The sequence below is a fragment of the Pseudomonas sp. 9.2(2024) genome (assembly GCF_039695385.1).
Taxonomy (GTDB): domain Bacteria; phylum Pseudomonadota; class Gammaproteobacteria; order Pseudomonadales; family Pseudomonadaceae; genus Aquipseudomonas; species Aquipseudomonas paraglycinae.
In genome coordinates, this window is record NZ_CP155585.1 from 863,327 (window position 1) to 880,420 (window position 17,094).

Consider the following 17,094-nt stretch of genomic DNA (forward strand, 5'->3'; position numbering starts at 1 on the left):
GCCATCGCGAGCTGGCTCGCTCCCACAGTGCTTTGTGGGGTGACCCGGATTGGTGACTGTTCAAATAATCACCAATTGCCTTGCACCTCTTCAGTCCCTTCTCTACAATTGCGCCCCTTGCTGTGGCGGCAGGCATGCATGTGCCCCGCGCCAGCAAGTCCATAAGTGTCATTCACTCCTTGTCTGACCGTTTTTGAGCGGCAGGCTACAACCCGTAAGGAGCATTCATGCGTCATTACGAAATCATCTTTCTGGTCCACCCTGACCAGAGCGAGCAAGTCGGCGGCATGGTTGAGCGTTACACCAAGCTGATCGAAGAAGACGGCGGCAAAATCCACCGTCTGGAAGACTGGGGCCGTCGTCAACTGGCCTACGCAATCAACAATGTTCACAAGGCTCACTACGTGATGCTGAACGTTGAGTGCACCGGCAAGGCCCTGGCCGAGCTGGAAGACAACTTCCGCTACAACGATGCTGTGATCCGTAACCTGGTCATCCGTCGCGACGAAGCCGTTACCGGCCAGTCCGAGATGCTCAAGGCTGAAGAAAACCGCAGTGAGCGCCGTGAGCGTCGCGAACGTCCTGAGCACGATGGCAGCGCCGATGGCGATGACAGCGATAGCGACAGCGACAACAGCGATAACGCTGACGAGTAATCCACGGACCTTTTAAGGAGCCTATCAAATGGCACGTTTCTTCCGTCGTCGTAAATTCTGCCGCTTCACCGCTGAAGACGTGAAGGAGATCGATTACAAAGATCTCAACACTCTGAAAGCCTACGTATCCGAGACCGGCAAAATCGTTCCAAGCCGCATCACCGGTACCAAAGCTCGTTATCAGCGTCAGCTGGCCACCGCTATCAAGCGCGCCCGCTTCCTGGCCCTGCTGGCCTACACCGACAGCCACGGCCGCTGAGACCGGGCAGTCGACAAGTAGCAAAGGATTGAATGCATGCGTGCCTTAGCTGAGTTCATCATGCGCGGCCGTATGCAGGCCACTCTCGTAGTGGCCGGGTGTGCAACATTGCCGTTGTTGTATTGGTTGGGTGCTGCCGCCGGGAGCCTGGTGCTTCTGCGGCGCGGATTGACCGACGCCCTGGGCGTCGTGTCGCTGGGACTGCTGCCGGCATTGATATGGTGGTTGTATGCCGATGACCCACGGGCACTTCTGGTGCTGCTGGGGTCTTCGGGGCTTGCGCTGGTGTTGCGCGCAAGCGAGTCCTGGGTCCGCACGCTGCTGGTCAGCGTAGCCATGGGGCTGGTGTTTTCAGTGGTGCTCGGGGCGGCGTTTGCGCCCCAGATCGAGATGCTGGCGCAGGCCTTGGTAAAGGTCATGCCCGCGCTTCTCGGTGATGCCTACCAACAATTGTCGGTAGACGAGCAGGCGCGTTTCGCGTCGCTGATCGCACCGGTCCTGACCGGCCTGATTGCGGCCTTGTTGCAGATCGTCAGCGTGCTGAGCCTGATTGTCGGGCGTTACTGGCAGGCGTTGTTGTACAACCCGGGTGGTTTTGGTCGCGAGTTTCGCGCCATCCGGATCCCGCTGGGACCGGCGATGTTACTGCTGGCGTTGATGCTTCTGGGCCCGAATCTCGGTGCACAGATGGCCATGTTGACGCCGTTGTGCAGTGTACCGCTGGTGTTCGCCGGGCTGGCCCTGATTCACGGGCTGGTGGCGCAAAGGCGACTGGCCGGTTTCTGGCTGGTGGGGTTGTACGTGACGCTGTTGCTGTTCATGCAGCTGATCTATCCGTTGCTCGTGGTTCTGGCCATTGTCGACAGCCTGATTGATTTTCGCGGTCGGGTGTCGAAAGACACCGATAACGCGAACGGTGAAGGTTAAAAGTTAAGAGGATTTCCACATGCAACTGATCCTTCTGGAAAAAATCGCCAACCTGGGCAACCTGGGCGACAAAGTAAACGTTAAGGCCGGTTACGGCCGTAACTACCTGCTGCCTTTCGGCAAAGCCACCGCTGCGACCGCTGCCAACCTGGCTGCGTTCGAAGAGCGTCGCGCTGAGCTGGAAAAAGCCGCCGCAGACCGTAAAGCATCGGCTGAAAGCCGTGCTGCCCAACTGGCCGAGCTGGAAGTGACCATCACTGCCACCGCTGGCGACGAAGGCAAGCTGTTCGGTTCGATCGGTACTCACGACATCGCTGACGCACTGACCGCCTCCGGCGTTGAAGTTGCGAAAAGCGAAGTTCGTCTGCCGAACGGCACCATCCGCAACGTGGGTGAATTCGACGTGGCTGTGCACCTGCACGCCGAAGTTGAAGCCACCGTACGCGTTGTCGTGGTAGCAGCTTAAGCAACACCCTGATCGACTGGCGGCTTGTCCGTCAGACGGTTAACATCGGGCACGATCCTGTTTACAGGTCGTGCCCTTTGTCTTTCTGCACTCCCTGCTTTTCCTGATTAAAAAGTGGCCATGAACGAAATCTCCGCTCCCGAGCAATACGATCTGCAAACCGCCGCGCTGAAGGTGCCGCCGCATTCCATCGAGGCCGAACAGGCCGTGCTCGGTGGTCTGATGCTGGACAACAACGCATGGGAACGTGTGCTCGATCAAGTCTCCGACGGCGATTTCTACCGACATGACCACCGTCTGATTTTCCGTGCGATCGCCAAACTGGCCGATCAGAACCTGCCGATCGACGTCGTGACCCTTGCCGAGCAACTGGACAAGGAAGGTCAGACCTCGCAGGTCGGCGGCCTCGGTTACCTTGGCGAGCTGGCGAAAAACACGCCGTCCGTCGCCAACATCAAGGCCTATGCGCAGATCGTCCGCCAGCGTGCGACGTTGCGTCAGCTGATCGGTATCAGCACCGAAATTGCCGACAGCGCCTTCAACCCCGAAGGCCGCACCGCCGAGGAAATCCTCGACGAAGCCGAGCGGCAGATTTTCGCGATTGCCGAGGCCCGGCCAAAAACCGGCGGTCCGGTGGGCGTGAATGACCTGTTGACCAAGGCCATCGACCGCATCGACACCCTGTTCAACACCGCCGACTCGATCACCGGCCTGTCCACCGGCTACACCGACCTCGACGAGAAGACCAGCGGCCTGCAACCGGCCGACTTGATCATCGTCGCCGGCCGTCCGTCGATGGGTAAGACCACCTTCGCGATGAACCTGGTGGAAAACGCCGTACTGCGCAGCGACAAGGTGGTGCTGGTGTACTCCCTCGAGATGCCAGGTGAATCGCTGATCATGCGTATGCTGTCGTCCCTCGGTCGTATCGACCAGACCAAGGTGCGTTCCGGCCAGCTGGAAGACGACGACTGGCCGCGCCTGACCTCGGCGGTCAACCTGCTCAACGACCGCAAGCTGTTCATCGATGACACCGCCGGCATCAGCCCGTCGGAGATGCGTGCCCGGACCCGGCGTCTGGTGCGCGAGCACGGCGACATCGGCCTGATCATGATCGACTACCTGCAGCTGATGCAGATCCCCGGCTCCAGCGGTGACAACCGGACCAACGAGATTTCCGAGATCTCCCGATCCCTGAAAGCCCTGGCCAAGGAATTCAACTGCCCGGTAGTCGCCCTGTCACAGCTCAACCGTTCCCTGGAACAACGTCCCAACAAGCGTCCGGTGAACTCCGACTTGCGGGAATCCGGAGCGATCGAGCAGGACGCCGACGTGATCATGTTCGTGTACCGGGACGAGGTGTATCACCCGGAAACCGAACACAAGGGCATCGCCGAAATCATCATCGGCAAGCAGCGGAACGGCCCGATCGGCTTCATCCGCCTGGCCTTCATTGGCAAGTACACCCGCTTCGAAAACCTCGCGCCGGGCAGCTATAACTTCGACGACGACGAGTAAGTCTGTCGTCGTCTGAAAGCCCCTGATATTTCCGACCACAGCCGTCGGAATTGGTCATTTTTTGTGCTATATTCCGCGCCCGCGATTTTGCACCTCAACACCGGTCATCGACATGCAAGCAGCCAAGCCGTTATTTGACTATCCAAAATACTGGGCCGAATGTTTCGGGCCGGCGCCATTCCTGCCGATGAGCAGGGAGGAGATGGATCAGCTTGGCTGGGATTCCTGCGACATCATCATTGTTACGGGAGATGCCTACGTCGATCACCCGTCGTTCGGCATGGCGATCATCGGCCGGCTGCTGGAGTCGCAAGGCTTCCGCGTCGGGATCATCGCGCAGCCTAACTGGCAGTCCAAAGACGACTTCATGAAGCTCGGCGAGCCGAACCTGTTCTTCGGCGTCGCGGCCGGCAACATGGACTCGATGATCAACCGCTACACCGCGGACAAGAAAATCCGTTCCGACGACGCCTACACCCCGGGTGGCATGGCGGGCAAACGTCCGGATCGCGCGAGCCTGGTCTATAGCCAGCGCTGCAAGGAAGCCTACAAGCACGTGCCGATAGTGCTCGGCGGCATCGAAGCCTCCCTGCGCCGCATCGCCCACTACGACTACTGGCAGGATCGCGTGCGCAACTCGATCCTGATCGACGCCAGCGCCGACATCCTGCTGTACGGCAACGCCGAGCGCGCGATTGTCGAAGTCGCCCAGCGTCTGTCCTACGGTCACAAGATCGAAGACATCACCGATGTGCGCGGCACCGCGTTCATCCGTCGCGACACGCCGGCGGGCTGGTACGAAGTCGACTCCACGCGCATCGACCGTCCGGGCAAGATCGACAAGATCATCAACCCGTACGTCAACACCCAGGACACTCAGGCCTGCGCGATCGAGCAGGAGAAGGGTCCGGTTGAAGATCCGGAAGAAGCCAAGGTCGTGCAGATCCTGGCCAGCCCGAAAATGACCCGCGACAAGACCGTGATCCGCCTGCCGTCGATGGAAAAGGTGCGTAACGACCCGGTCCTGTACGCCCACGCCAACCGCGTGCTGCATCTGGAAACCAACCCGGGCAACGCCCGTGCGCTGGTGCAGAAGCATGGCGAGATCGACGTCTGGTTCAACCCGCCTCCGATTCCGATGACCACCGAAGAAATGGACTACGTGTTCGGCATGCCTTACGCACGTGTTCCGCACCCTGCGTACGGCAAGGAAAAGATCCCGGCCTACGACATGATCCGTTTCTCGGTAAATATCATGCGGGGCTGCTTCGGTGGCTGCACTTTCTGCTCGATCACTGAGCACGAAGGCCGGATCATCCAGAACCGTTCCGAAGAGTCGATCATTCGCGAAATCGAAGAGATCCGCGACAAGGTGCCGGGTTTCACAGGCGTCATTTCCGACCTCGGCGGCCCGACCGCGAACATGTACCGCATCGCCTGCAAGAGCCCGGAAATCGAATCCGCGTGCCGCAAGCCGTCCTGCGTGTTCCCGGGCATCTGCCCGAACCTGAACACCGACCACTCGTCGCTGATTCAGCTGTACCGCAGCGCCCGTGCCTTGCCGGGTGTGAAGAAGATTTTGATCGCCTCCGGCCTGCGTTACGACCTCGCGGTCGAATCGCCGGAGTACGTCAAGGAGCTGGTGACCCACCACGTCGGTGGTTACCTGAAGATCGCCCCGGAACACACCGAGGAAGGTCCGCTCAACCAGATGATGAAACCGGGGATCGGCACCTACGATCGCTTCAAGCGCATGTTCGAGAAGTACACCAAGGAAGCCGGGAAAGAGCAGTACCTGATTCCGTACTTCATCGCCGCGCACCCGGGCACCACCGACGAAGACATGATGAACCTGGCCCTGTGGCTCAAGGGCAACGGCTTCCGTGCCGACCAGGTGCAGGCGTTCTACCCGTCGCCGATGGCCACCGCTACCGCGATGTACCACTCGGGCAAGAACCCGCTGCGCAAGGTCACCTACAAGAGCGACGGCGTGACCATCGTCAAGAGCGAGGAGCAGCGTCGTCTGCACAAGGCGTTCCTGCGTTATCACGACCCGAAAGGCTGGCCGATGCTGCGTGAAGCGCTGACCCGCATGGGCCGCGCCGACCTGATCGGGCCGGGCAAGCACCAGTTGATCCCGCTGCATCAGCCGGCCACCGACAGCTACCAGAGTGCCCGTCGCAAGAACTCGACGCCGGCCGGCAGCCACAAGGTCGCGAAAGAGAAGACCACCAAGATCCTCACCCAGCACACCGGTCTGCCTCCACGCGCCAGCGACGGCGGCAATCCTTGGGACAAGCGTGAACAGGCCAAGGCCGCGGCATTCGCCCGCAACCAGCAGGCCGCCAAGGAGCGCAAGGAAGCCGCGAAAGGCAAAGGGCCGAAACCGGCACGCAAGCCGGTCGTACCGCGCTAAAGAGAACGCCAACCTTCGGGTTGGCGTTTTGCATTTAGGAGCTAAATGATCGTTCCCACGTCGAACCGTCTGCGTGGGAATGCCTCCAGGGACGCAGAGCGTCACGGGCTGCATTCCTACGCGGGAGCGTGGGAACGATCAAGTATCCGGCCGCTTTCGCAACATTTGCGTGCAACTGTGCCAAACCATTTCAACGCATCGCCCGATTTTGGTGCTGTACTGCCCTAAGCATTCCGGGAAAGCGCCCAAGCCTCTGCATGGCATAAGTCTTGCGCGCTTTCGAATACGCTTGGGCTCGCAGGAGGCACGCCGTGTCGATTCATGTCGCATTGCATCACGTCACGCATTACCGCTACGACCGCGCTGTCGAACTCGGCCCGCAGATCGTGCGTTTGCGCCCGGCTGCCCACAGCCGCACGCGGATTCTGTCCTATTCACTGAAAGTCTCGCCCGAGCAGCACTTCATCAACTGGCAGCAGGACCCCCAGGGCAACTACCTCGCACGGCTGGTGTTCCCCGAGAAAACCGCCGAACTGCGGATCGAGGTCGATCTGCTGGCCGAGATGGCGGTGTTCAACCCGTTCGACTTTTTCCTCGAGCCCTACGCCGAGAAAATCCCCTTCGCCTACGCCGCCGATGAACGCAAGGAGCTGGCGCCGTACCTCGAAACCCTGCCGCTGACGCCGAAATTCAAGGCCTATCTGGATGCCATCGACCGTACGCCGTTGCCGGCCGTGGATTTTCTGGTGGCGCTCAATCAGCGCCTGAGCGAAGACATCAATTACCTGATCCGCATGGAGCCGGGGGTGCAAACCCCGGAACACACTCTTGAACACGCCTCCGGCTCCTGCCGGGATTCGGCGTGGCTGCTGGTGCAACTGCTGCGCAATCTCGGGCTGGCGGCGCGTTTCGTCTCCGGTTATCTGATTCAACTGACCGCCGACGTGAAAAGCCTCGACGGCCCGTCCGGCACCGAAGTGGATTTCACCGACCTGCACGCGTGGTGCGAGGTGTATCTGCCCGGCGCCGGCTGGATCGGCCTTGATGCGACCTCCGGACTATTCGCCGGAGAGGGGCATATCCCGCTGGCCTGCAGTCCCGATCCGTCCTCGGCGGCGCCGATCAGCGGTCTGGTGGAACCTTGCGAATGCGAGTTCAGCCACGAAATGTCCGTGCAGCGGATCTGGGAAGCGCCGCGGGTCACCAAGCCCTACACCGATGAGCAATGGCTGGCGATCCAGACGCTGGGCCGGCAGATCGATGCCGATCTGCTGGAAGGCGATGTGCGCCTGACCATGGGCGGCGAACCGACCTTCGTGTCGATCGACGACCCCGACGGCGCCGAGTGGAACACCGCCGCGCTGGGCCCGGACAAGCGCCGGCTCTCCGCCGAACTGTTCCAGCGCATGCGCAAACATTACGCGCCCAAGGGGCTGGTGCATTTCGGCCAGGGCAAGTGGTATCCGGGTGAGCAACTGCCGCGCTGGTCGCTGAATTGCTACTGGCGCCGCGACGGCGTGCCGATCTGGCATAACAATGCACTGATCGCCGATGAGCAGCAGGATTACGGCGCCACGGGTGAACTGGCCGGGCGCTTTCTGGCGAGCGTCGCCGAACGCCTGAAATTGCCGACACGCTTCGTCTTCCCGGCCTACGAAGACAATTTCTATTACCTCTGGCGCGAGGGCGCCTTGCCGAGCAACGTCAGCGCCGAAGACTCGCGCCTGGAGGAGCCACTGGAGCGTGCGCGGCTGCGCAAGGTGTTCAGTCAGGGGCTGGACAAGGTCATCGGCCAGGTGCTGCCGCTGGCGCGCACCGCCAAGGGCGATCAATGGCAGAGTGGGCGCTGGTATCTGCGTGATGAGCATTGCCGGTTGGTGCCGGGAGATTCGCCGCTCGGCTATCGCCTGCCATTGGGTTCGCAACCTTGGGTGAAGGCGGCAGAGTATCCGTTCATTCATCCGAACGATCCGAATCAGGACTTCCCCGGGCTGCCCGAAACATCGCAGCTCAACGATCACCGTGAGCCCGCTCCGGCGGACGAGCGTGTGCCGAAGATCGACGAGTCCGCCGACTGGCTGACCCGCACCGCCTTCTGCGCGGAGGCCCGGGAAGGCCGGTTGTACCTGTTCATGCCGCCACTGGAGCGGGTCGAGGATTATCTGGAGCTGGTGGCCGCCATCGAAGCCACCGCCGAGGAGCTGCATTGTCCGGTATTGCTGGAAGGCTACGAGCCGCCGAGCGATCCGCGCCTGAGCAATTTCCGCATCACCCCGGATCCCGGCGTCATAGAGGTTAACGTGCAGCCGTCGGCGACCTGGGACGAGTTGGTCGAACGCACCGAGTTTCTGTACGAAGAAGCGCGCCAGACCCGACTGTCCACCGAGAAATTCATGGTCGACGGTCGACACACCGGCACCGGTGGTGGTAACCATTTTGTGCTCGGCGGGGCGACGCCGGCGGACTCACCGTTTCTGCGCCGCCCGGACCTGCTGCGTAGCCTGATCAGCTACTGGCACAACCATCCGTCGCTGTCCTACCTGTTTTCCGGCCTGTTCATCGGCCCGACCTCTCAGGCGCCGCGGATCGACGAAGCGCGCAACGATGCGCTGTATGAGCTGGAAATCGCTTTCGCGCAGATGCCGGCGCCGGGAGAGGAATGCCCGCCGTGGTTGGTCGATCGCTTGTTGCGCAATCTGCTGATCGACGTCACTGGCAACACCCATCGCGCGGAGTTCTGCATCGACAAGCTGTATTCACCGGATGGCGCCACTGGGCGCCTCGGTCTGCTGGAGTTGCGTGCGTTCGAGATGCCGCCCCATGCGCGCATGAGTTTGGCTCAGCAACTGTTGTTGCGGGCGCTGATGGCGCGGTTCTGGCGCGAGCCTTATGCGCCGCCGAAACTGGTGCGCTGGGGTACGGAGCTGCACGACCGTTTCCTGCTGCCGCATTTCATCGAGCAGGACTTCGCCGACGTCATCGTCGAGCTCAACAATGCCGGTTATCCGCTGCGTGCCGAATGGTTTGCGGCTCATCTGGAATTCCGCTTTCCCAAAGTCGGCGATTACGCCGTCAACGGCATCGATCTGGAATTGCGTCAGGCTCTCGAACCCTGGCATGTGCTGGGCGAGGAGGGCGCAGCGGGCGGTACGGTGCGCTACGTCGACTCATCGCTGGAGCGCTTGCAGGTCAAGCTCACGGGGCTGCCGCCGCAGCGCTATCTGCTGACCTGCAATGGCATCCCGGTGCCGCTGCAACCGACCGGACGGGTTGGCGAGTTTGTCGCCGGTGTGCGTTTCCGCGCGTGGCAACCGGCCAATTGCCTGCAACCGACGATCCCGGTGCATGCGCCGCTGGTGTTCGACTTGCTCGATACCTGGATGCAGCGCTCGCTGGGCGGTTGCCAGTACCACGTCGCGCATCCGGGCGGGCGCAATTACGAAACGCTGCCGGTCAATGCCAACGAAGCAGAGAGCCGGCGTATGGCGCGGTTCTTCCGCATCGGACACACGCCGGGGAAACTTCCGATACCGAACCTGACAACCTCCGACGAGCTACCGATGACTCTCGATTTACGACGTTTTTGATTCGTACACGACCCCCGGATTTTTCGTATATCCGGGCGTCATGTGCCTGCGTTAGTCTGACCGTTCCTTGCCGGCTGCCGAGCTTTCCATGCCTGACCTGCTTGACCGCTACCCGCTGACGGCGGGCACCTATCACGAACTGCTCGACGACAGCGGGGCGGTGCGCCCGCACTGGCGGCGACTGGTCGACCAATTGCAGCGCAGCACCCCGGCGCAACTGGTGCAGCGTCAGGCGTTGCTGACCCGGCAGATTCAGGAAAACGGTGTCACCTACAACGTCTATGCCGACCCCAAGGGCGCGGATCGTCCGTGGGAACTGGATCTGCTGCCCCACGTGATCGCCGCTGACGAGTGGCAACAACTGTCCGCCGGAATCGCCCAGCGCGCGCGGCTGCTCAATGCGGTGCTGGCGGATCTGTACGGCCCGCAGCGGCTGATCAGCGAAGGGCTGCTGCCGGCGGAGCTGGTGTTCGGCCACAACAACTTCCTCTGGCCCTGTCAGGGCATTGCGCCACCGGACGGGGCCTTTCTGCATCTGTATGCCGTGGATCTGGCGCGCACGCCGGACGGGCGCTGGTGGGTGACGGCGGATCGTACCCAGGCGCCATCGGGTGCCGGTTATGCGCTTGAAAACCGCACCATCGTGTCCCGCGCCTTCCCCGAGTTGTACCGGGATCTGAAAGTGCAGCATCTGGCCGGCTTCTTCCGCACCTTGCAGGAAACCCTGGCCCGTCAGGCCCCCTGCGACGATGACGCGCCGCTGGTGGTGTTGCTGACCCCGGGGCGCTTCAACGAGAGCTATTTCGAACATCTTTATCTGGCGCGCCAGCTCGGTTATCCGCTGGTGGAGGGCGGTGACCTGACGGTGCGTGATGCCACGGTCTACCTGAAAACCCTCAGCGGCCTGCGCCGGGTGCACGCGATCATGCGTCGGCTCGACGATGACTTCTGTGATCCGCTGGAATTGCGCACGGATTCGGCGCTGGGCGTTCCGGGATTGCTGGAGGCGGTGCGTCAGGGCCGGGTGCTGGTGGCCAACGCGCTGGGCAGCGGCGTGCTGGAGTCACCGGGGCTGCTGGGTTTCCTGCCGAAGATCAATCAGTACCTGTTCGGCGAAGAGCTGATTCTGCCGTCCATTGCCACGTGGTGGTGCGGTGAAGCGCCGGTGCTGGCCCAAGCGCTGGAAAAACTGCCGGAGCTATTGATCAAACCGGCGTTCCCCTCGCAAAGCTTCGCTCCTGTGTTTGGCCGGGATCTGAGCGAAAAACAGCGTGAAAGTCTCTCCGCGCGCATGCGGGCCCGGCCTTATGCGTATGTCGCGCAAGAACTCGCCCAGTTGTCTCAGGCGCCGATCTGGCAGCCCGAAGACGGGCAACTGCAGCCCCGGGCAATCGGCATGCGCATGTACGCGGTGGCCAGTCACGACGGTTATCGGGTGCTGCCCGGTGGCCTGACACGGGTTGCGGCCGAGGCCGATGCCGAAGTGGTGTCGATGCAGCGCGGTGGCGCGAGCAAGGACACCTGGGTGCTCGGGGATCGACCGCCAAGCGGTGAACAGTGGAAAGCCCAGCGCAACATCGGCGTGCCTGATCTGGTGCGCCGTGATCCGTATCTGCCGTCGCGGGTGGTGGAAAACCTGTTCTGGTTCGGCCGTTACTGCGAGCGTTGCGACGACAGCGCGCGGCTGCTGCGGATCATGCTCGCGCGTTACGTCGACGGCGATGACCCGCAAGCCCTGCAGGCTGCGGTGGATCTGGGCGAGCGACTGATGCTGCTGCCGGACGAAGGTGAACTGCCGGAGCGCTTGCTCGCGGCGCTGCTCGGCGAGGACTGGTCGTTCAGTTTGCGTTCCAACCTGCAACGCTTGCAGTGGGCGGCATCGCAAGTGCGTGGCAAGCTCTCGCGGGAAAACTGGCAGGCGCTGGTGGAGCTGCAGCGTGAGGCTTCAGAGCTGGACACTGACGAGCCGGATTTCGGCGAACTGCTGGATTTTCTCAACCGGTTGGTGATGTCGCTGGCGGCGCTGTCCGGGTTTGCCCTTGACGACATGACTCGCGACGAAGGCTGGCGCTTCCTGATGATCGGCCGGCGGATCGAGCGCCTGCAATTTCTCAGCAGCAGCCTCGCGGGTTTCTTGCGCGGCGCTGGCGCGTTCGATCAGGCCGGGCTTGAGTGGTTGCTTGAGCTGGGCAACAGCAGCATCACCTATCGCTCGCGTTATCTGGCGGTGGCGCAGTTGATTCCGGTGCTCGACCTGTTGCTGCTGGATGAGCAGAACCCCCATGCTGTGCTGTTCCAGTTGAAGCTGGTGACTCGCACCTTGAAGCGGCTGAATGATGACTTCGGTGTGCCGAGGGAGGCAGGATTGCCGCCGCTGGTCGAGCGTCTGGCGCGCTTCGATCTGAGCTGTCTGGAGAATCCGCTGTTCGGCGAATCCAGCGTGCGCGCGGCCCTCGACGGTCTGGCGGACCTGCTGCAGGAAATCGCCGACGCCAGCAGTCAGGTGTCGGATCGACTGGCCCTGCGCCATTTCGCCCATGTCGATGATGTCAGCCAGCGCACGGTGTCCGTCTGATGAGTGCCCATTACCAGATCCTTCACGACACCTGCTATCGCTACGACAGCCCGGTGTCCCTGGCCCAGCAACTGGCGCATCTGTGGCCGCGCGAATGCGAGTGGCAGCGCTGCAGCGAGCAGCAATTGCTGATCAGTCCGGAGCCGACCGCCCGCCGTGACGAGCAGGATGTGTTCGGCAATCCGCTGACTCGCCTCGCCTTCGAACGACCCCACGATGAATTGCAGGTCAACGCACGGCTGACGGTGGAAGTGCTGGCGCGACCCGTGGTGGATTTCCAGCAGTCACCGGCCTGGGAACTGACGCGCAACGCGCTGACCTACAGCAGTCAACCGCTGTCCGCCTCGTTGCTGGAAGCCTGTCGCTATCGATTCCAGTCGCCCTACGTGCATCTGAAGCGCAGTTTCGTCGAGTTCTCGGAGAGCTGTTTCCCGACCGGCAGACCGTTGATGCTGGGCGTGCAGGCCCTGATGCAGAAGATCTTCAGCGAATTCACCTTCGATGCCGAAGCGACACAGGTCGCGACGCCGCTGGTGGAAGTGCTGGAGCGCCGGCGCGGGGTCTGTCAGGACTTCGCGCACCTGATGCTCGCCTGTGTGCGCTCACGCGGGTTGGCGGCGCGTTACGTCAGCGGCTACCTGCTGACCCAGCCGCCACCGGGGCAGCCACGGTTGATCGGCGCCGATGCGTCCCATGCCTGGGTTTCGGTGTTTTGCCCGGTGCTGGGCTGGGTGGACTTCGATCCGACAAACAATGTGCAGCCGGCACTGGAGCACATCACCCTGGCCTGGGGCCGGGATTTCTCCGATGTCTCGCCGTTGCGTGGGGTGATTCTGGGGGGAGGGAGTCATGATCCGGAGGTGCGGGTCACGGTGATGCCACTGGAGTAAGTGCGATCCATCGTGGGAGCCAGTCAGCTCCCACAATGGAGGGTGTTCAATTTCGCGATTCAGCTCAGGCGTCGGGTGCCTGGTCTTTCGGTGCCTCAACATCATCATCGGTCGCCACTTCACCGTCAGGGTTCAGTGCCGCTTCTTCAGCCATCTGTTTCTTGCGCTGAAGCTTTTCCTCTTTCTTCTGTTCCTTGGCCAGGTCACGTTGACGTTTGGCGAAGGAGTAATTGGGTTTGGCCATGGGCGATCCTCTGGGGTCGAAGGTGAGGTTGAGCGGCGCGTATTCTGCCCTGTATCGGTGCCCGGCGGTTAACCGGGTTTCTGGTCGACCCATTTTGGGGGGACGGTGGGCTTCCAGTTGTCGAGGGCTTCGAGCAGTGTTTGCGGCGATTCACTCACTTGCAGCATGTCACGGTGCGGCGCACGAACGAAGCCTTCGCCGACGATGTGATCAAGAAATGCAGTGAGTTTGCTGTAGAAACCGTTCACTTCCAGCAGGCCCAGCGGCTTGCCGTGGTAGCCGAGCTGGCCCCAGGTCCAGACTTCGAACAACTCCTCCAGGGTGCCAAGGCCACCGGGCAGGGCGATGAATGCATCGCTGAGTTCGGCCATCCGCGCCTTGCGGGCGTGCATGCCGTCGACCACTTCCAGACGGGTCAGGCTCTTGTGACCTATTTCCTTGTCCATCAGGCTCTGCGGAATGATGCCGATCACTTCGCCACCGGCCGCCAGCGCGGCGTCAGCGACAATCCCCATCAGGCCGACGGCGCCACCGCCGTAGACCAGCGTCAGCTTACGTTCTGCGAGAGCTGTGCCGAGGGCAATGGCGGCTTTGGTGTACGCCGGGGTGGTGCCGGCGTTGGCACCGCAAAATACACAAACGGATGTGAGAGACATGCCTTCCTCCTGGGTCAATCGGTCACAGGGTAATGGCTGGCACGCCTTGATCCAAGGGCTAGACTTCGCGTTTCGGGGTTTCATAGGTGCCGCTTGCACCACAGGCGTAGGCGGCGAGCAGACTGCACAACAGGCTGTTGAAGGACATGACGGATGCTCCAGATGAACGTTGAGCCCTGAAGATACGGCCCGGCCAAACGTCTGGCTGTTAGATTGTTTCGATGAGTGTCATAGCCTGAAAGTTGTATACAATTTTTGACTCAAGTCATAGGAACTTGCGAAGATTTCAGGCAGTCTTCCAACCATTCGTGTTTTTGTTAACCCTGCCTTGGAGATTCACCATGTTTTCCAAAGTTGTTGCGGTATCCCTGCTGGCGCTGGCCAGCAGCCAATTGATGGCTGCCGAGTGCAAAACCACCGTTGATTCCACCGACCAGATGTCCTTCAACACCAAGGCCATCGAAATCGACAAGAGCTGCAAAACCTTCACCGTCGAGCTGACCCACTCCGGCAGCCTGCCGAAGAACGTCATGGGCCATAACCTGGTGATCAGCAAAGAAGCCGACATGCAGCCGATCGCCACCGACGGCCTGGCCGCCGGCATCGACAAGAACTACCTGAAGGACGGTGACGAGCGCGTTATCGCTCACACCAAGATCATCGGCGCCAAGGAAACCGACTCGCTGACCATCGACGTGTCCAAGCTCAAGGCTGACGAGAAATACGGCTTCTTCTGCTCGTTCCCAGGCCACATCTCGATGATGAAAGGCACCGTGACCCTGAAGTAAGCAATACAAGGTCAAAAAAAAGCGTCCCGAAGGACGCTTTTTTTATGCCCTGGATTCAAGGCGCAAACGGCATGACCCGCTTGTGATGGGTCTTTTTGTAGGTGTTGACAATGATGTCGAACGCTTCCTGACGCACCGGCTCGCCGTGCAGGAAGGCGTCGATCTCGGCGTAGGTCACGCCGTGGGACGCCTCGTCCGGCTTGCCCGGCGACAGGTCTTCCAGATCCGCCGTCGGCACTTTTTCCACCAGCGATTCCGGTGCGCCGAAGCTGCGGGCGATGGCCCGGACCTGGTTTTTCACCAGACCGCTGAGCGGGGCCAGGTCGCAGGCGCCGTCACCGAACTTGGTGAAGAAACCCATCACCGCTTCCGCCGCGTGGTCGGTGCCGATCACCAGACCGTGGGCCGCGCCGGCGATGGTGTACTGGGCGACCATGCGCATCCGCGCCTTGGTGTTGCCGAGCACGAAATCCACCGACACCGCATGCTTGCCTTCGAAGGCCGCGACTTCGCTGGCCAGGGACTTCACTGCCGGGCCGATGTTGACGGTGTGGCGCTCGTCCGGGGCGATGAAGTCCACCGAGGCCTGGGCATCGTGTTCATCGAACTGCACGTCGTACGGCAGGCGCACGGCGATGAACTTGTAAGCCTCGTCACCGGTGCGCTCGCGCAGTTCACGCATGGCGCGCTGGGCCAAAAGGCCTGCGGTCAGCGAATCGACGCCGCCACTGATGCCCAGCACCAGGGTCTTGAGTCCGGAACTGGTCAGGCAATCCTGGATGAAGGTGATGCGTCGGGCGACTTCCGCTTCGAGGGCCTGGTAATCGGCGAACGGCGGCTGAACGTTGAGCTGTTCAGCAATCTCACGCTGTACGGCTTGCATGAATTCACTCCTTGCTAGAAAGGCTGGAAACGGCAGGAACCTGGAAAACGTGTCGCAAATAGGCGACGAAATTCGGGTCTTTGCAGTGGGTCTTGCCCGGCTCGTCGGAGATTTTCGCCACCGGTTGGCCGTTGCAGGCGGTCATTTTAAGCACGATGCTCATCGGTTCGACACCCGGAATGTCACAGGTCAGGTTGGTGCCGATGCCGAAGCTGACATTGATCCGGCCGCGCAGCGCCCGGAAGATCTCCAGCGACTTGGGCAGCGTCAGGCTGTCGGAGAACACCAGGGTCTTGCTCATCGGGTCGATGCCGAGCTTGTGATAGTGGGCGATGCATTTTTCGCCCCACTGCACCGGATCTCCGGAATCGTGACGCAAACCGTCGAACAGCTTGGCGAAGAACAGATCGAAGTCGCCGAGGAACGCGTCGGTGGTGATGCAGTCGGTCAGGGCGATCCCCAGCAGCCCGCGATACTCGCGAACCCAGCAATCGAGGGCGGCGATCTGGCTGTCGATCAGCCGTGGACCGAGTTGCTGGTGGGCCATGATCCACTCATGAGCCATGGTGCCCAGCGGTTTCATGTCCAGTTCGCGGGACAGGTGGACGTTGCTGGTGCCGACGAAACGCCCGGGGAAATCGTGCTTGAGCACGTTCACCACTTCCTCTTGCACGCGGTAGGAAAACCGCCGGCGTGTGCCGAAATCGGCGACCTGCAACTGCGACAATTCTTCCGCCGAGGCGTTGGCGGTCAGCCAGTCGAATTTGCGATACAGCTGTTCGCGGGCCTGTTCCAGCACCGTTTCACGGTAGCGATAGCGGTTGCGCACTTCGCTGACGATCGCCAGCAGCGGCACTTCAAACAGGATCACATGCAGCCACGGCCCGCGCAGGCGGATGAACAACTCGCCGTTCTCGATGCCGGTGTGCAGGTAGCGCAGGTTGAAGCGGAACAGGCCGAGGAAGCGCAGGAAATCCGGCTTGAGGAACGAGATGCGCTCGAGAAAGCTCAACTGATCGGCGCTCAGGCTCAACTCGGCCAGACGCTCGACCTGGAACCGGATCTCCGCCAGATACGGGCGCAGATCTTCACTGTTACGGCAACGGAACTCCCATTCGACTTCGACGTTGGGGTAGTTGTGCAGCACCGCCTGCATCATCGTCAGTTTGTAGAAGTCGGTGTCGAGCAGGTTCTGCACGATGCGATCGGCAAACACACTCTCGCTCATA

General features: G+C 61.5%; 14 protein-coding genes. 10 read left to right on the forward strand and 4 right to left on the reverse strand.

The window, feature by feature from the left end; all coding sequences use genetic code 11:
* Positions 1-227: 227 nt before the first annotated feature.
* The 9 genes from rpsF to ABFB52_RS03845 all read left to right on the forward strand — a co-directional run bounded on the left by rpsF (position 228) and on the right by ABFB52_RS03845 (position 13,294).
* Positions 228-656, forward strand: coding sequence for a 30S ribosomal protein S6 (gene rpsF, locus ABFB52_RS03805; protein WP_007950702.1), 429 nt, complete (start codon positions 228-230; stop codon positions 654-656).
* Positions 657-684: 28 nt separating this feature from the next.
* Positions 685-915, forward strand: coding sequence for a 30S ribosomal protein S18 (gene rpsR, locus ABFB52_RS03810; protein ID WP_002551829.1), 231 nt, complete (start codon positions 685-687; stop codon positions 913-915).
* 36 nt (positions 916-951) lie between these two features.
* Positions 952-1,842, forward strand: coding sequence for a hypothetical protein (locus ABFB52_RS03815; protein ID WP_039766674.1), 891 nt, complete (start codon positions 952-954; stop codon positions 1,840-1,842).
* Positions 1,843-1,861: 19 nt separating this feature from the next.
* A complete protein-coding gene (rplI, locus tag ABFB52_RS03820; RefSeq protein ID WP_003186385.1) occupies positions 1,862-2,308 on the forward strand; it encodes a 50S ribosomal protein L9 in 447 nt (148 codons plus the stop codon).
* A 120-nt stretch (positions 2,309-2,428) separates the two neighbouring features.
* Positions 2,429-3,826 carry a replicative DNA helicase gene (gene dnaB, locus ABFB52_RS03825; protein WP_011332193.1) on the forward strand — a complete coding sequence of 466 codons (1,398 nt, stop codon included), beginning with the start codon at positions 2,429-2,431 and terminating at the stop codon, positions 3,824-3,826.
* A 112-nt stretch (positions 3,827-3,938) separates the two neighbouring features.
* Positions 3,939-6,242, forward strand: coding sequence for a YgiQ family radical SAM protein (locus ABFB52_RS03830; protein ID WP_011332195.1), 2,304 nt, complete (start codon positions 3,939-3,941; stop codon positions 6,240-6,242).
* Positions 6,243-6,553: 311 nt separating this feature from the next.
* Positions 6,554-9,829 carry a transglutaminase family protein gene (locus ABFB52_RS03835; RefSeq protein ID WP_129973458.1) on the forward strand — a complete coding sequence of 1,092 codons (3,276 nt, stop codon included), beginning with the start codon at positions 6,554-6,556 and terminating at the stop codon, positions 9,827-9,829.
* 88 nt (positions 9,830-9,917) lie between these two features.
* Entirely contained in the window at positions 9,918-12,404 is a 2,487-nt protein-coding gene (locus tag ABFB52_RS03840; RefSeq protein WP_129973459.1) for a circularly permuted type 2 ATP-grasp protein, read from the forward strand.
* Complete coding sequence (locus ABFB52_RS03845) at positions 12,404-13,294, forward strand: transglutaminase family protein (protein ID WP_102686776.1); 891 nt, start codon at positions 12,404-12,406, stop codon at positions 13,292-13,294. The genes ABFB52_RS03840 and ABFB52_RS03845 overlap by 1 nt, the downstream gene beginning before the upstream one ends.
* Positions 13,295-13,358: 64 nt before the next feature.
* Here the strand turns inward: ABFB52_RS03845 and ABFB52_RS03850 are convergent, their stop codons facing one another.
* Together ABFB52_RS03850 and ABFB52_RS03855 are read right to left on the reverse strand one after the other, a co-directional pair.
* On the reverse strand, positions 13,359-13,538 hold the full coding sequence (locus ABFB52_RS03850) for a hypothetical protein (protein ID WP_007950694.1): 180 nt from the start codon (positions 13,536-13,538) through the stop codon (positions 13,359-13,361).
* A 68-nt stretch (positions 13,539-13,606) separates the two neighbouring features.
* Entirely contained in the window at positions 13,607-14,194 is a 588-nt protein-coding gene (locus tag ABFB52_RS03855) for a TIGR00730 family Rossman fold protein (RefSeq protein WP_129973460.1), read from the reverse strand.
* A 341-nt stretch (positions 14,195-14,535) separates the two neighbouring features.
* Between ABFB52_RS03855 and azu the strand changes: the two genes are divergently transcribed.
* Complete coding sequence (azu, locus tag ABFB52_RS03860) at positions 14,536-14,982, forward strand: azurin (protein ID WP_007950684.1); 447 nt, start codon at positions 14,536-14,538, stop codon at positions 14,980-14,982.
* Between the two features lie 55 nt (positions 14,983-15,037).
* On the opposite strand, the gene nadE is transcribed toward azu, so the two are convergent.
* Both nadE and pncB read right to left on the reverse strand, forming a co-directional pair.
* Positions 15,038-15,865 carry an ammonia-dependent NAD(+) synthetase gene (gene nadE / locus ABFB52_RS03865; RefSeq protein ID WP_007950678.1) on the reverse strand — a complete coding sequence of 276 codons (828 nt, stop codon included), beginning with the start codon at positions 15,863-15,865 and terminating at the stop codon, positions 15,038-15,040.
* Positions 15,866-15,869: 4 nt separating this feature from the next.
* Positions 15,870-17,093, reverse strand: coding sequence for a nicotinate phosphoribosyltransferase (gene pncB, locus ABFB52_RS03870; protein WP_085685119.1), 1,224 nt, complete (start codon positions 17,091-17,093; stop codon positions 15,870-15,872).
* Position 17,094: the final 1 nt, after the last annotated feature.

Bases quoted from the DNA above. Each gene is read 5' to 3' on its own strand.
- rpsF (WP_007950702.1), top strand. From the start codon at position 228: ATGCGTCATTACGAAATCATCTTTCTGGTCCACCCTGACCAGAGCGAG.
- rpsR (WP_002551829.1), top strand. From the start codon at position 685: ATGGCACGTTTCTTCCGTCGTCGTAAATTCTGCCGCTTCACCGCTGAA.
- ABFB52_RS03815 (WP_039766674.1), top strand. From the start codon at position 952: ATGCGTGCCTTAGCTGAGTTCATCATGCGCGGCCGTATGCAGGCCACT.
- rplI (WP_003186385.1), top strand. From the start codon at position 1,862: ATGCAACTGATCCTTCTGGAAAAAATCGCCAACCTGGGCAACCTGGGC.
- dnaB (WP_011332193.1), top strand. From the start codon at position 2,429: ATGAACGAAATCTCCGCTCCCGAGCAATACGATCTGCAAACCGCCGCG.
- ABFB52_RS03830 (WP_011332195.1), top strand. From the start codon at position 3,939: ATGCAAGCAGCCAAGCCGTTATTTGACTATCCAAAATACTGGGCCGAA.
- ABFB52_RS03840 (WP_129973459.1), top strand. From the start codon at position 9,918: ATGCCTGACCTGCTTGACCGCTACCCGCTGACGGCGGGCACCTATCAC.
- ABFB52_RS03845 (WP_102686776.1), top strand. From the start codon at position 12,404: ATGAGTGCCCATTACCAGATCCTTCACGACACCTGCTATCGCTACGAC.
- ABFB52_RS03850 (WP_007950694.1), bottom strand. From the start codon at position 13,538: ATGGCCAAACCCAATTACTCCTTCGCCAAACGTCAACGTGACCTGGCC.
- ABFB52_RS03855 (WP_129973460.1), bottom strand. From the start codon at position 14,194: ATGTCTCTCACATCCGTTTGTGTATTTTGCGGTGCCAACGCCGGCACC.
- azu (WP_007950684.1), top strand. From the start codon at position 14,536: ATGTTTTCCAAAGTTGTTGCGGTATCCCTGCTGGCGCTGGCCAGCAGC.
- nadE (WP_007950678.1), bottom strand. From the start codon at position 15,865: ATGCAAGCCGTACAGCGTGAGATTGCTGAACAGCTCAACGTTCAGCCG.
- pncB (WP_085685119.1), bottom strand. From the start codon at position 17,093: ATGAGCGAGAGTGTGTTTGCCGATCGCATCGTGCAGAACCTGCTCGAC.